The sequence below is a fragment of the Microbacterium sp. genome, assembly GCF_017305435.1.
Lineage (GTDB): Bacteria > Actinomycetota > Actinomycetes > Actinomycetales > Microbacteriaceae > Microbacterium.
In genome coordinates, this window is record NZ_JAFKIP010000003.1 from 392,205 (window position 1) to 406,725 (window position 14,521).

12 protein-coding genes are annotated in these 14,521 nt (G+C 72.4%); 2 read left to right on the forward strand and 10 right to left on the reverse strand.

Features of this window, described 5'->3' with window-relative positions:
* Window positions 1-110 precede the first annotated feature (110 nt).
* Entirely contained in the window at window positions 111-710 is a 600-nt protein-coding gene (locus tag J0I43_RS05165) for a zinc-binding alcohol dehydrogenase (protein WP_292860075.1), read from the forward strand.
* A 55-nt stretch (window positions 711-765) separates the two neighbouring features.
* Here J0I43_RS05165 and J0I43_RS05170 read toward each other — a convergent pair whose 3' ends face one another.
* The 7 genes from J0I43_RS05170 to J0I43_RS05200 all read right to left on the reverse strand — a co-directional run bounded on the left by J0I43_RS05170 (window position 766) and on the right by J0I43_RS05200 (window position 10,302).
* On the reverse strand, window positions 766-1,095 hold the full coding sequence (locus J0I43_RS05170; protein WP_292860078.1) for a potassium transporter Trk: 330 nt from the start codon (window positions 1,093-1,095) through the stop codon (window positions 766-768).
* 98 nt (window positions 1,096-1,193) lie between these two features.
* Complete coding sequence (locus J0I43_RS05175) at window positions 1,194-5,603, reverse strand: Ig-like domain repeat protein (protein ID WP_292860081.1); 4,410 nt, start codon at window positions 5,601-5,603, stop codon at window positions 1,194-1,196.
* A 146-nt stretch (window positions 5,604-5,749) separates the two neighbouring features.
* The gene (locus J0I43_RS05180) at window positions 5,750-6,550 is read right to left on the reverse strand and encodes a heme ABC transporter ATP-binding protein (protein ID WP_292860084.1); all 801 of its coding nucleotides are present in this window, start codon (window positions 6,548-6,550) and stop codon (window positions 5,750-5,752) included.
* Window positions 6,547-7,656, reverse strand: coding sequence for an iron ABC transporter permease (locus tag J0I43_RS05185; RefSeq protein ID WP_292860087.1), 1,110 nt, complete (start codon window positions 7,654-7,656; stop codon window positions 6,547-6,549). Before J0I43_RS05185 ends, J0I43_RS05180 begins: the two co-directional genes overlap by 4 nt.
* Entirely contained in the window at window positions 7,653-8,810 is a 1,158-nt protein-coding gene (locus J0I43_RS05190) for a hemin ABC transporter substrate-binding protein (RefSeq protein WP_292860090.1), read from the reverse strand. The genes J0I43_RS05185 and J0I43_RS05190 overlap by 4 nt, the downstream gene beginning before the upstream one ends.
* 83 nt (window positions 8,811-8,893) lie before the next feature.
* Window positions 8,894-9,790 (reverse strand): HtaA domain-containing protein, encoded by an 897-nt coding sequence (locus J0I43_RS05195; RefSeq protein WP_292860093.1) that lies wholly within the window; start codon window positions 9,788-9,790, stop codon window positions 8,894-8,896.
* Between the two features lie 143 nt (window positions 9,791-9,933).
* Window positions 9,934-10,302 carry a sterol carrier family protein gene (locus J0I43_RS05200; protein WP_292860096.1) on the reverse strand — a complete coding sequence of 123 codons (369 nt, stop codon included), beginning with the start codon at window positions 10,300-10,302 and terminating at the stop codon, window positions 9,934-9,936.
* A 152-nt stretch (window positions 10,303-10,454) separates the two neighbouring features.
* Here J0I43_RS05200 and purD point away from each other — a divergent pair, with 152 nt between their 5' ends.
* Entirely contained in the window at window positions 10,455-11,765 is a 1,311-nt protein-coding gene (gene purD, locus J0I43_RS05205) for a phosphoribosylamine--glycine ligase (protein ID WP_292860099.1), read from the forward strand.
* A gap of 10 nt (window positions 11,766-11,775) precedes the next feature.
* On the opposite strand, the gene J0I43_RS05210 is transcribed toward purD, so the two are convergent.
* The 3 genes from J0I43_RS05210 to J0I43_RS05220 form a co-directional block, all read right to left on the reverse strand.
* Complete coding sequence (locus tag J0I43_RS05210) at window positions 11,776-12,258, reverse strand: hypothetical protein (RefSeq protein WP_292860102.1); 483 nt, start codon at window positions 12,256-12,258, stop codon at window positions 11,776-11,778.
* Between the two features lie 104 nt (window positions 12,259-12,362).
* Entirely contained in the window at window positions 12,363-13,868 is a 1,506-nt protein-coding gene (locus J0I43_RS05215; protein ID WP_292860104.1) for a DHA2 family efflux MFS transporter permease subunit, read from the reverse strand.
* The gene (locus J0I43_RS05220; protein ID WP_292860106.1) at window positions 13,865-14,482 is read right to left on the reverse strand and encodes a PadR family transcriptional regulator; all 618 of its coding nucleotides are present in this window, start codon (window positions 14,480-14,482) and stop codon (window positions 13,865-13,867) included. Before J0I43_RS05220 ends, J0I43_RS05215 begins: the two co-directional genes overlap by 4 nt.
* Window positions 14,483-14,521 lie beyond the last annotated feature (39 nt).

Genomic DNA, 14,521 nt, shown 5'->3' on the forward strand with positions numbered 1-14,521 from the left:
GAATCGTCGCTTCGCGGGCGGGAAGCGACGATGTGCGCCGACGTCCTGCGTCGACGACCCGTCGCGACCGTCCCGCGCGCGGGGAGACGCGGCATCCCTAGGATGGCGGCATGGCAGCGGAGGCACCGTCGTGGGTCGTGCGCGAGGACGCGGGGCTTCCCGTGCTCGTCGCTCTGTACCTGCGCCAGGCCCTCGGCATCCGCCACCCCGAGGAGCTGCCGCACCTGCGTGGCGTCTTCGCCGCGGCATCCGACGGGTACGTCGATCTGAGCGCGCTCGAACGGCAGTGGCGGGCGCTGTGGGAGATGACGGTCGAGCCGCAGGCGCACCCGTCGCCCGTGCCGCTCGAGCTCGTCGACGGGTTCGAGATGCTGGTCGCCCTGCCGACGGAGGGGTTCGCGCAGCTGCACGCTGCGATCCTGCCGCTGGGGGCGGATGCCGTCGCGTACGCCCGTGACGCCAATGAGCGCTACCGCCAGTCGGTCGGGACGGGCGCCTCGTACCGCGCGTACGCGAGCGCGATCGCGCAGCACGAGCGCTCCTCCGGGCGTCGCGCGCACTCGTTCGAGCTGAACGTGCAGGTGCTGCCGCTGACGCAGCGGGGCGTCTGGTGGATCGGCGCGCTCACGGTCGCGGTGACCGACGGCCTGCGGCACGACGTCGCCGCGTTCGACACCGCGATCGCGCCGATCATCGCGGACATCGCCTGACCCGCCGCACCCGGGCGGCGTGATCACGGCGGGCGCGGGTTCGCACCCGGAAGGGTCAGTCGGTCAGCTCGACGCGCTCGTGGTCGATGCGCACCTCGCGGGTGCGGCGTGACAGGCTGCGGTCGAGGATCAGGGCGACGACCAAGCCCACCGCGACACCGACCGGGATGCAGACGAGGCAGAGGAAGCCGAACACCTGCGATGCGGAGTAGAGCACCTGCGTCGACGGGCTCTGCTCAGCGGTCCCGTCGAAGGTGAAGGTCAGGATGAGGGCGACGAGGATGCCGAGGGCGGCGCCCAGCACGCAGAAGATCGCGTAGCGCGGGCTGCGTCGAACGCGCGCCGTCTCGATGCGGTGCACCGCGTGCTCGGCAGGTTCGCTCATGCCTCCATTGTCCCACCGCTCGCACGCGCCCGGGCACGCCGGATCCCCGCCCTCGTGACGAGAGCGGGGATCCGTGCGGTGCGCGTGCCGAGCGGCGGTCAGCCGATCAGCGTGCGGCGGCGGCGCGCCACCACGAGCGCGGCGCCCAGGACGAGCAGGCCCAGACCGAACCACACGGTGCCGTCCTGCGGCTGCCCGCCGGTCGCGGCGAGCTCACCCGACGTCGACGTGTCGCACGGCACGTCCGCACCCAGCGGGAACGTGAACGACACCGGGTCGAGCGCCGTGCCTGCAGGGTAGAACGCGTTGCCGTTGTAGCTGAACAGCGCGGCGCCGGCACTCGTGAGGGTCGCCGAGGCGTTCCGCCACGAGATCGCGCTGCCGGAGACGGATGCCGCAGGCAGCGACAGCGTCGCGATCGTGACGCGCGACCCGTTCGCGACGACCGAGAGGGTCGCCGAGCCGGTGCCGTTCACCTGGACCGTCGGGTTCGACAGCGTGAGGTCGAGGATGCCGCCGTGACCGGTGAACACCGCCGAGCCGCCGTAGTTCACGCGACCGAGGTTCTCGGAGGTGTTGTAGGCCCCCGAGCCGGAGCCCCAGGAGATGCTCGCCGAGCCCTTCGCGATCGGACCGTTCACGTAGGAGACGAAGCTCTCCTTGACACCCCAGCTGAACGACGCGCCAGACACGGCCTGCGCCGTGCACGTCGCCACGGGAGCCGTCTCGACGGCCGGCGCCGGGACCGCCGCGGCGACCGTCACCGGGGCGCTCGCGAGCTCCGTGCCGTCCACGATCGCGACGACCGTGTGCGCGCCGGTCGGGAAGTCCGCCGGGAGCGTGCCGGTCACCGAGAACCCGCGCCCCGCACCGACCGTCGCCGAACCGAGTGCGTACGGCGTCGAGTGGACCTCGACGAGCACGTTCTGTCCCGAGGTGAAGCCCGTACCCGTCACCGTGAGCTGTCCGCCGGCGCGCGGCGTCCCCTCGACGGTGATCACCGGCGTGGTGCTCCATGCCAGCGAGAGCGAAGCGGGCGCCTTCGTCGCATCGGCCTGCGCGCCCGAGGCGTAGTAGAACGCCTGGATCGCGGAGGGCACGGCGAGGATGAACTCGTTCGTCCAGGCATCCGTGAACGCCGTGCCGTTCTTGACCGACCAGGTGCCTGCGGCGACCGTCCCGGCGTAGTCGAACGCGAACGACGTGTCGACGCTCGCCTTCGAGAAGTCGGGGAGCGGGGCATCCGTCAGGGTCGCCACGACGAGGCGCTGCGTCGCGGACGCCGCGTAGGCTCCGGATCCGCTGCGCACGCCCGCCGACCAGGTGCCGGCCCCGCGCGCATCGATCACGAGAGTCGGATCGACGAGCTCCACCCACTGACCGTTCGGCGGGAAGAAGCCTCCGTACGCCTCGACGCGCAGCGTGCCGGTGAACGCCAGCGAAATGCTGCCGTCGTCGCCGACGATGCCCGTACCGCCCGAGAGGACGAACGTGCCGTCCGCGACGCTGACGTCGCCCGACGCGACCTTGGTCCAGCCCGACGCGTACGCGGACCAGTTCCAGCGCGCCGTGACTCCGCTGACGGCGGTGCCCGACGTCGGCGCCACCGGGACGTCGATCGCCGTGTCGACGATGCCGTAGTTCGCGGTCGTGCTCGACGAAGAGCCGGTGAAGAACACCGAGTCAGGGGTGTACACCGCTGAGAAGGCGTGACCGCCGGCGGCGAGGGCGCCCGTCGTAAGCGTCGCCACGCCCGCCGTGACCACTCCGGTGCCGAGCGAGACCGGTGCGCCGCCGATGCCCGCGTCGAAGAACTCGACCGTTCCCGTCGCCGTCGACGGCGATACCGTCGATGTCAGGGTGACGTCCGACCCGCGCACGGCGCGCGTCGCCGGGGCGACCGCGAGCGTCGTCGTCGTGTCTTCAGCGACGACGGGCCAGTCGAAATCGACCGTCAGCGGCGCCGCCGGCTTGGTGGCCTGGGCCGCCGACGTGCCGCTCTGGTAGTAGAACGACTGGATGGCACTGGGAACCGCGAGCACGAACGCGTTCGGCCAGGAGTTGGCGTAGTCCGCGTGCCAGGTGCCGCGAGCGGTGGCGCCGGAGTAGTCGAACGCGACCGTCCGTGCCCCGTCGGTCGCCATGCCCACGTTCTGGACACCGGAGAACGTCCCGACGACCAGTCGCGTCGTGGCGCTCGCGCTGTACGCACCGGCCCCCGAGCGCACATCGGCGACCCAGACGCCCGAGCCGTCCGCCTTCAGGTGCAGAGCGGGGTCGACGAGCTCGACCCACTGTCCGTTCGGCGGGAAGAAGCCCGCGTACGCCTCGACGCGCACGGTGCCGTCGAACTGCACGACCGCGCCGCCCGCATCGCCCGTGACGACGCCGTTCGCGAACTGGAACACACCATCCGCGACCGTGATGTCGCCCGTCGCGACCTTGGTCCACCCGGCGGCGTAAGCCGACCAGGCCCAGCTCGCCGTGGCGGCCGTCTCGGAGACGACGGCATCGGCACCGGGGACGTAGGCGACCGGCTGCGCGGCATCCACGATGCCGACGTTGGCCGTCGTCGCCTTCTCGGAGCCGGCGAAGGCGGCCGAGTCGGGCGTGTACACGGCCACGAACGTGTGTCCACCGGCCGTGAGTGCGTCGGTCGTGAGCGTGGCGACGCCACCCTCGAGGTCCGACGAGCCGAGCGACACGCGGGTCGCGGTCCCCGCCGCCACGCTGAAGAAGTCGACCGCTCCCGAGGGGGTGTCGTCCGCGTCATCCGTGTTCGTGACGGTCGCGGTGAGGGTCACGTCCTCTCCGACCAGGGCGCGGGTCGCGGGGGCGACCGTGAGCGACGTCGCGGTGGCCTCGACCTCGGGCCAGTCGAACGTCAGCTTCACCGCGGAGGCGGGCTTGGTGAGGTTCGCCGCGCTCGTGCTCGTCTGGTAGAAGTAGCTCTGGATGCGCGGGTCGAGAGCCAGCACGAAGCCCGCGGGCCACGAGTTGGCGTAGGCGACGTTGAACGAACCCTGCGCGACGGCGTTCGCGTACTGCAGTGCGATCGTCGTGTCGACCGCCGAGCCCGGACCGCCGACCGTGGCGCCGGAGAACACGGCGAAGACCATGTCGTCGTGGGTGACCGAGCCGGCGTCGCCGAAGGTCGTGACATCCGCCGTCCAGACGCCCGAGCCGTCGGCGCGGAGCGAGAGGACGGGATCGGTGAACGTGGCGCCGTACCCCGCGTTCGGCGTGATCCGGAACCAGCCGTCGAACGAGATGCGCGCCCCACCGGCATCCGCCGTGACGACGCCGTTGGAGAACTCGAACGTCCCGCCGGTGGTCGCCGTGACGTTCTCGCCGTCGGCCGCCTTGGCCCACGCGCCCGCGCCGCTCGTGGCGTTGCTGTACGCCGAGAAGGCCCAGGATGCGCTCGCGCCGACGGTTTCCAGCGCATCGGCCGCGGGCACGTACGCCGCGGGAGTACGCGTGTCCACGATGCCGTAGTTGACACTCGCAGCGCTCGACGAGCCCGAGAACGTGCCGTCGGCCGGCGAGTAGACCGCCGTGAAGGCGTGGCCGCCGGCAGTGAGCGCCGCGGTGACGAGCGTGGCGCTGCCCGCCGTGACGGAGGCCGTGCCGACGGATGCCGGCGTCGTGGAGCCGGCCGGCGTCTGGAAGAACTCGACGGTGCCGGTCGGCGCGTCCGCACCGGATGCCGCGGCGACCGTCGCGGTCAGGGTGACGTCCGCACCCAGGAGTGCGCGCGTCGCCGGGGTCGGGGCGGCGAGCGTCGTCGTCGTCGCGATGGCGGGACGCGCTGTCACGGCGTAGGCGAGACCCGACGAGCTCGACGCCGTGAAGGCGACGGGGTCCGTCGGCGCGAACACGGCGGTGAGGGTGTGTCCACCCACCGCGAGCGTCGTCGTGGACAGCTCGGCGATGCCCGAGCCGTTCACGGCGCCGGTGCCGAGGACGGTCGCCCCGTCCGAGAAGGTGACGGTGCCGGACGCGGTCGGCGACACGGTGGCGCGGAGGGTCACCGTCGATCCGGCGACGGCGCCGCCGTCCGGGGACGCCGTGAGGGTCGTCGAGGTGGCGACGGCCTCCGCTTCGTAGACGACAGGTGTGGTCGTCTCGTTCTGCGGCATCGGCTGCCCGTGGGCACCGCGCGTGACGATGGAGTAGGCGGTCCCGTCTGCGGCCGGGATCGGCACCTCGACGGTGAACGACCCGTCCACCGTCATCGGCGCCGTCGCGCCCAGCCCCGGCAGCGTTCCCACCGTGTTGGTGTCATCGATCCACACCGTGTAGGTGTCGGTCGCGCTGCCGGCGGCGCGGACGCCGAGATAGATGCCGAACGACGACGAGTCGAATCCGGTGCCCGACACGGCGACCGTGGCTCCCGTACGAGGAACGACCGGGACGGTGACTCCCGGTCCCGCCGCCTGCGCGGGCGCCGCGACGCCCACGATCGCGAGAGCGCCGACGAGGGCGCCGGTCAGCAGTGTGGCCAAGGCGCGTCTCAGCGACGGCCTCCTGTTCTGTTCCACGAGGGATCCTCCAGTGCGTCGATACAGGGAAAAGCAGGCGGACGTACGGGAAACGTCCAGTCTTGAATGAGCTTAGCCTAACCTAACCAGGCGTCCATGCGTGCGAATGATCACGCGGTGCGACGCGGCAGGACCACGGGACGCCCCGTGTCGGGGTCGGCCAGCACCCGCACGGGCGTCCGATAGACCGCGGTGATGCGCTCTTCCGTGAGCACGGCGGCGGGCTCCCCCGTCGCGACGAGGCGGCCGGCCTCGATGATCGCCACCTCGTCGGCGTACGCCGCCGCGAGCGACAGGTCATGGAGCACGACGACGACCGCCCGCCCCTCGGCCGCGAGCGCCCGGGCGATCCGCAGGACGTCCTCCTGGTGGCGGAGATCCAGGGCGGCCGTCGGCTCGTCGAGCAGCACGACGCGGGTGTCCTGCGCGAGCACGCGCGCGAGCGACACGCGCGCTTTCTCCCCGCCCGACAGCGATGGGAACGCCCGATCAGCGAGGTGCGCCACGTCGGCGCGGTCGAGGGCCTGCGCGATGACGCGCTCATCGGCATCCGCGTTCGCCGTGCCTTTCGCGGCGCCGATCCAGGGCGCACGACCCATCTCGACGACGTCGCGCGCCGTGAACGAGAAGGCGACCTGGTTCGACTGCATCAGCACCGCGCGGGTGCGGGAGAGCTCGCGCGAGGACCACTGTGAGAGCGGTCGGGAGTCGAGAGTGACCTCGCCCCAGGTCGCGGCCGCGTCGCCGGTGAGGATGCCGAGGAGCGTCGACTTCCCCGCGCCGTTCGGCCCGACGAGCGCCAGCACGCGACCGTACGGCACGGTGAGGGTGATGTCGTCGAGGATGGTCGCCGCGCCCTCGCCGTGACCGATCCGGTAGCCGACGCCGCGCAGGCCGAACGCCGCGGTCATGCCCACCCTCCCGCCCGGCGACGCCCGCGACGGATCAGCCAGTAGAAGAACGGCCCGCCGATGAGCGACGTGAGGATGCCGATGGGCAGGTCGGCCGACGGGATGACCGTCCGCGCGAGGAGGTCGGCGTAGACGAGCACGACGGCTCCGCCGAGGAGCGCCGCCGGAAGGAGCGTGCGGTTGGAGGGCCCGAGCAGCATGCGCGCGATGTGCGGCACGACGAGCCCGACGAATGCGATGATGCCGACGAACGCGACGGCGACGCCCGTGAGCAGCGCCACGAGCACGATCGACACGATGCGCAGCCGCTCGACGCGCACCCCCAGGTGCGCGGCGGTGCGGTCGCCGAGGGCGAGCAGATCGAAGCGGCGGGCGAGGGCGATGGTCGCGGTGGCGGCGACGGCGCCGACGACCGCGACGAGGGCGACCTCGGGCCAGCGCGAGCCGTTCATCGAGCCGAGCTGCCAGAACACGATCTGCTCGCGCGACGCGGTGTCACCGGCGAACATCAGCACGGCGAGCGCCGCACCCGTGAAGGCGTTGACGGCGATGCCGGTGAGGATGAGCGTCACCGATTCGGTGCGGCCGTTCGCACGCGCCGTCGCATAGACGACGAACGTGGCCGCGAGGCCGCCGGCGAAGGCGCACAGGGCGATCGTGAACCCCCCGAACGCCGACAGGCCGAGCGTGATCGCCGTGGCGGCGCCCACCGCCGCACCCGACGAGACCCCGACGACCCCCGGCTCGGCGAGCGGGTTGGCGAAGATCGCCTGCATGACAGCGCCGGCGACGGCCAGCAGGGCTCCCACGAGGAGCGACATCACGACCCGGGGGAAGCGGATCTGCCACAGCGTCTGCTCGATCAGCGCATCGTCCGGCGCCCACGCGTTCGGCATGCCGAGGCCGCGCAGCAGCGATCCGACGACCTCCGCCGGACCGATGGGCAGCTGCCCGGACCCGGCCGAGAGCACGACGCCGACCGCGAGCAGCACGCCGGCCACCCCGAACGCCAGGACACGGCGGCGCGTCCCCGCGGTGCGCGCGGCCACGGGGCGCGCAGCGGGCGAGGCCTGCGGCGCCGAGGGCGAGGCGGTGGATGCCGTCATCGAGCGCCCTCTCGAGGGGCCGCGGCCCCGGCATCCGCCCCGCCCGCCGCCGCCTCGGCGTCCGGCGCGTAGATCGCGCGCGCGAGCGCATCGAGGACGTCGGCCGACCGCGGGCCGAACGAGAGGATCTGCCCGTCGGCCATGTCGACGAACCGGCGATGCTGGCCCGCCGACGTCAGGGCGATCGCGGGCTTGTCCGCGAGGAGCGCATCGACGCCGCCGACCGACGCGAGCCCGTCCGTCATGACGAGGATGAGGTCGGGGTCGGCGGCCACCATCGCCTCGTCGGTGAGCGGCTGCATGCCGCGCCAGCCCAGCTCGCCCGCGACGTCGACGCCGCCGAGCGCGGAGATCAGCTGATCCGCGCCGGACTCCTCCCCGAAGAGGTAGTAGACGCCGGCCGATCCGCGCAGATACAGGAAGACGATGCGCGGGCGGTCCGCGGCATTCGCCGGCGCCAAGCGCGCGATGTCCGCCGTCGTGCGCTCCACCTGCGACGCGATGCGCTCGGCGAGGAGGTCGCCCGCCGCGGGCGCGCCGAACACCCCCGCCACGTCGCGGGCGAGCTGCGCGGCACCCGCGTACGAGGAGGACTCCTCGACGAAGACGACCGTGATGCCGACGTCGCGCAGCTGCTGCACGACGTCGGTCGGGCCGATGCTGCCATCGGTCACGACGAGCGTCGGCCGCGTCGCGATCACGGCCTCGGCGTTGACGGAATGGCCGTTCGATGTGATGACCGGCAGGTCCTCGGAGCCCGGGAACGTCGTCGAGATGTCGCGGCCGACGAGCGTGTCGGCGAAGCCGAGCCCCGCGACGGTCGCCGCGAGCGAGCCGGAGAGGTCCATCGCGATGACCCGCGAGGTGTCGGTCACGGTGACCTCGCGCGCGCCCGTCAGGTCGTGCGAGGTGACGGTGACGGGCAGGCTCTGCGGCGGGTCCTCGGCGACGGGGTCGATCTGCGCCTGCGCGAGCACGGCGGTCGACGGGCCCTCGTAGGCGCGCGGATCGGCGAGTGGGGTGAGCTCCGACAGGGGCACCCGCGGTGCGACCGTCGCGGTCTCGGCGGCGTCGGCGCCGCCATGGGCACCGGAGCCGCCCGTGGCACACGCGCTCAGGACGAGAGCCGCGGCGAGGAGCGCGACCGCCGCCACCGGTCCTCGAAACACCGGGCCTCGAAACACCGGGCCTCTAAGCACGGGGCGTCGGTGCAGCGGGCGTCGACGGGGGAAGCGACTCACGCCTGCGCGCCTCGGTCCGCGTCGACGTCGGGGGCAACCGACTTCCGGCGGCGCAGCACGACGGCCGTGACGGCGCCCACGACGGCGAGCGCGGCGACGACGCCCGCGCCGATGCCCCACAGCGTCGCGGCGTTGTCGCCGGCGGCATCCGAGGCGTCGTCCACGACGGCGGCGATCGGCGTCGCGGACTCCTCGGGGCTGGATGCCGCGGCATCCGTCGCGCACGCGGCAGCGAGCTCGATCGTGATCGGGTCGAACGCCGTGCCGGTCTCGTAGTTGCCGAACGCGGCGTACCCGTCGGCGGTGATGGCGGTCGGGGCATCCGTTGCGGTGATCGTCACACCGTCGGCGGTCGGGGTGACGGTCGCGCCGCTCAGATCGATGTCGACGAAGGGCACCTGCGTGACGGTGGTCGCCGTCTTGTCGCCCGCGAGGGCGGCCTCCATCGAGACCCCGGAGACGTCCAGGCGCAGGATCGCGTGCGTCGGGGTGTCCATCACGAGGGTCGGGTTGGCGATCGTCGTGTCGAGGAGGCCGTCATGCCCCGTGAAACGGATGCCGCCCGTCAGCGCCGCCTCGGCCGGCGCGCCCGCGGCGGCGGCGGTGCCCGTCACCGTCGAGCCCGTCGCCGTCGACCACGAGAACGCGGGGGTCGTGTAGGTCGCGCCGTCGATCGGCTCCCACTGGCCGTGCGCGATCGTGCCGGAGATGTACGAGCGGAAGGACTCCTTGAAGCCCCACGTCAGCTGAGCGTCGGAGATCGTGCAGGCATCGGATGCCGAGGCCGCCGTCGGCACGGGACTCGCCGCGTGCGCCGCGGCGGGGGCGAGGACGACAGCGCCGACGAGCGCGGCGGCGGCGAGGGCGTGGCGGACGGTCAGCGACGAGCGCATGCGGGCTCCAGCAAGGGTGGAATGGCGGCGACCGCGGCCGATGGCGCTCCGCGCCGCGCGGTACACAACGAGGTAAGGGATGCCTTACCTATCTTCACCATATCCTCTCTCGTCGCCTCCGGCGCACGCAGCGGTCGGGATGATCAGGGCCGGAGCGGCAGCAGATCGGCGAGATCGGCTCGCGTGCCCGACGCGAGGATGCGACCGGATGCCGCGGCATCCCCCCACCCCTCCGCGCCCGTCGCGAGGTCGATCCAGGTGGCGGCATCCGTCTCGACGACGTTCGGCGGCGTGCCGCGGGTGTGCCGCGGACCCTCGATCACCTGCACCGCGCCGTACGGTGGCACGCGCACTTCGACCGTGCCGCCGGGAGCCTTCTCGACGAGCAGCTGCAGGAGGTACCGCACGGCCGTCGCCGTCTCGGCGCGCGGCAGGGCCTGCCCGTCCGCGCGCGCCGCCCCGACCGCCGCGAGCGCTGCGCGCCCGTCGTCCGTCGTGATCCTGCGGGCCATGCTCTCCACGCTACTGCGTTCGCAATTCAGTCCGCCCGGTCCGCGCCCCGACCGCCGACCGCGGAATCCCGGTCCCCACCGCCGGATCCGAGACCGCGGAGACTGAATACGGTACGCCCGGGCGCGCAGCCCCGGCTCGGTAGGCTGGCCGCGTGCGCATTCTCGTCCTCGGTTCCGGTGCCCGTGAGCACGCCATCCTCCTCGCACTGAAGCGGGAGGGCGGCCACGAGCTCTTCGCGGCGCCCGGCAACGCCGGCATCGCCGCCGACGCGACGCTCGTGCCGCGTCTCGATGCGAACGATCCCGGTGCGGTCACCGAGTACGCGAACGACGAGGACATCGATCTCGTGATCATCGGCCCCGAGGCACCCCTCGTGGCCGGGGTCGCCGACGCGCTCCGCGAGCGCGGCATCCCCGTCTTCGGCCCGGGCAGGGCCGCAGCGGCACTCGAAGGCTCGAAGGCGTTCGCGAAGCGCATCATGGATGCCGCGGGCGTCCCCACGGGCGGCGCCACACGCGCCGCGACGCGCGCCGAGGTCGATGCCGCGCTCGACGCCTACGGCGCCCCCTACGTCGTGAAGGCGGATGGCCTCGCCGCGGGCAAGGGCGTCATCGTCACGGAGGACCGCGCGGCCGCGCTGGCCCATGCGGAATCCTTCCTCGACGCCGGCCCCGTGCTCGTCGAGGAGTTCCTCTCCGGCCCCGAGGTGTCGCTCTTCTTCGTCAGCGACGGCGACACGGTGCGCGCCCTCTCCCCCGCACAGGACTTCAAGCGCGCCCACGACGGTGACGCCGGGCCCAATACGGGCGGCATGGGGGCCTATTCGCCGCTGCCGTGGCTCGCCGACCGGTTCGGCAGCGAGCGCGCCTTCATCGAGCGCGTCACCGCCGAGGTGGCCGAGCCCGTCATCCGACAGCTGGATGCCGAGGGCACCCCCTTCATCGGACTGCTCTACGCCGGCCTGATTCTCACGGGCGGAGGAGCACGCCTCACCGGCGAGGGCGCCGACACCGAGATCAAGGTGATCGAGTTCAACGCGCGCTTCGGCGACCCGGAGACCCAGGTGGTGCTCGCACGCCTGGAGAGCCCGCTGTCGCGGCTGTTGATGTCGGCGGCATCCGGCACCCTCGAGGACGAGCCGGAGCCGACGTTCTCGCCCGCGCCGGCGATCACCGTCGTGCTCGCGAGCGAGGGCTACCCGGAGTCGCCCGTGACGGGCCGTCCGATCGAGGGGCTGCGGGCGGCGGCATCCACCGCCGGCGTGCACCTCGCGCACGCGGCGACGGCGGGCCCGGATGCCCCCGGCGGCGACCTCATCTCGACGGGCGGGCGCGTGCTGAGCGTCATCGCGACGGGCGAGACCTTCGCGCTGGCGCGCGAGCGCGCGTACGCCGCGCTCGGCGAGATCACCCTCGAGGGCGGCCACTACCGCCGCGACATCGCCGCCCGCGTCGCCGACTGAGCCCGCGCCGTCACTCGACCAGCACGGCGCGCACCCAGCCCGAGTCGGCGTCGACGCCCTCCAGGCTCAACTGCACCGGACCGCCCGTGCTCGCGTCGAACACGGGCGCGGCCTTCGGGTCGGCGGAGCCGCACGTGATCGTGCCCGTGGCGAGGTCGCGCCCCGACCCGTCGATCGCCGCATCGCGCAGTCGATAGTCGAAGGACTCGCCTTCGCAGTCGCCCTCGATCCGGAACGTGCCCGTGGCGAGCGACGGTCCGGTGACGCCGGACGAGACGGACGGTGTCGCCGTGTTGTCGAAGGTCACGCGCGCGATCTCGAGGGGGTCGGCGGTCGGTGCCGGCGCCGCGCTCCGGGAAGGTTCGAGGGCGGAGGGCGTCGAGGACGCCGTGGCCGACGTCTGCGACGGCTCGGACGATGTCTGAGCCGTCGCAGCGCATCCCGTCACGGCGAGGCCGACGACGAGCAGGGGGAGGATGCCGGTTCTTCTCATCACTCCACGCTAGGAAGGGTTCGAGGCGCTGTCATGCTCTCGCCCCGACCGTTCCGGAGATTGCCAGGCGCCACTCAGGCGGGGTGCTCGTCAGGTGTGCCGGGTCAGCGCTTCGCGAGGTGCGCGGGCCGCTGCGTGAACAGCACCACCACGACGCCGACGAGCAGCACGCACGCGGGCAGCAGCATGGACTGCGCCATCGCGTCGGAGAAGCCCCCGACGACGACATCGGGCAGCTGGCCCGCTCCGAAATCGCCACCGGCATCGCCCGCGCCGGGCAGGTTCGCCTCGAGTCGGTTCTGCATGAAGCCGGCGATCGCCGCCGAACCCAGCACGGAGCCGATCGTACGGGTCGTGTTGTAGATGCCGGACCCGGCACCGGCCTGCCGCGGCTGCAGGTTGCGCGTCGCGGTCGTCGCGAGCGGCCCCCACATGCCGGACTGGCCGATGCCCATCAGCGCCGAAGGGAGCAGGAAGACCCAGATCTCGGTGTCGGGGTTCATCAGGGCGGCGTACCAGAACAGCGAGATCGCCGTGAGGAGCAGGCCCGGGACGAGCAGCAGCCGCGGGTCGACGCGGTCGAGCAGTCGCCCGGCGAACGGCGCCAGGACACCCGCGAGGACCGCCATCGGCACGGTCAGGAGCGCCGCCTCGGTGGGCGTCAGACCGCGCGCGAGCTGCGCGAAGAACATGAGCGGCAGCGACATGCTCGACGCCATGAAGCCCACCGTGGTGATCGCGGCGTTGGAGACCGAGAAGTTGCGGTCGCGGAAGAGGCCCAGAGGCACGAGCGGCTCGCTCTTCGTCTTCGCCTGCTGCCAGATGAACAGCGCCATGACGAGGATGCCGACGACGATCATCGTCCAGACCCACGCCGCCCAGTCGTAGTGCTCGCCCTCCTGCAGGCCGAACACGATGAGGAAGAGCGCGATCGCGCTGAGGAACACGCCCAGGATGTCGAAGCGGTGCTCGTGCGTCTCGAGGTTCGGGACCAGGATCCAGGCGAGCACGAAGCCGATGACGCCGACGGGGAGGTTCACGAAGAAGATCCACTCCCAGCCGAAGCCGTCGACGAGGAGGCCTCCCGCGAGCGGACCGACGAGCATCGCGACGCCCGAGGTCGCGCCCCAGAGGCCCATCGCAGCGCCGCGGCGGTTCGCCGGGAAGGTGCGCGTGATGACGGCCATCGTCTGCGGCGTCATGAGGGAGGCCCCGAGGCCCTGCACCGCGCGGAACACGATGAGCATCTCGAGCGTCCCCGACAGGCCGCAGCCGAGGGACGCCAGCGTGAAGATCGCGAGACCGACCAGGTAGACGCGCTTGGGCCCGAACCGGTCGCCGAGGCGACCCGTGATGAGGAGGGGCACGGCGTACGCGAGGAGGTAGGCGGAGGTCACCCACACGACGTTGTCGAGGTTGTTCGTCGACGGGTCGAGCGCCGCCTTGATCGCGGGGTTCGCGACGGAGACGATCGTCGTGTCGACGAGGATCATGAAGAACCCGATGACGAGCGCCCAGAGTGCGGGCCACGGGCTCCGCTCGGTGTGGGCAGGTCCGTGCGCCGGGGTGGGGTCGGTGTTCGTCGCGGGTGTGGTGGTCGGTTCGGTCATCGCCGGGCGGCCTCTCGCTGAGCCAGGTAGCGGGCGTCGTTCTCGTGTGCTCCCCACACGAGGTCGGGGGAGCTCAGCCGCTCGAGGAAGGCGGCGAGCCAGTCGTGATCGGCCGTCAGGAGCGCGCCCTGCCGGTCGACCTCGATGAGGTACTGCTCGGGGGTGCCGGCGGCGAGCGCTTTCGCACGGCCGTTCCGGTGCTGGTCACGTGCCTCCGCCAGTGCGGCGAGCCGCGTGCGCAGCAGCGTCAGGACGTCGTCGCGAGCGAGGTTGTGCGCCTCGGCGAGCGCGACCCGGAACTCGACGGGATGGTCGAGTTCCGTGAGCTCCCGCCGCACCCATCCCTCGACGGCCTCGCCGCCGGCATCCATCAGTGCGTACGTCGTGCGCTCGGGCCGGTTGCCGTCGCGGTCGATGCCGACCTCGGCGATGAGCCCTTGACGTTCGAGCCGCGCGACCGTGTGGTACATCGTGCCGTTCGTGACCGGGACGATGCGGTCGTCGTGCCGATGGCGCATGAGGCGAATCATCTCGTACGGGTGCATGTCGCCCTCGCGCAGCAGCGCGAGCACCATCACCCCGAGGGGGGTGAGGCGGGCAGCGGCATCCTTCACGATTACTCCATCTCGATTAGTCCATGTGGACTATACCGG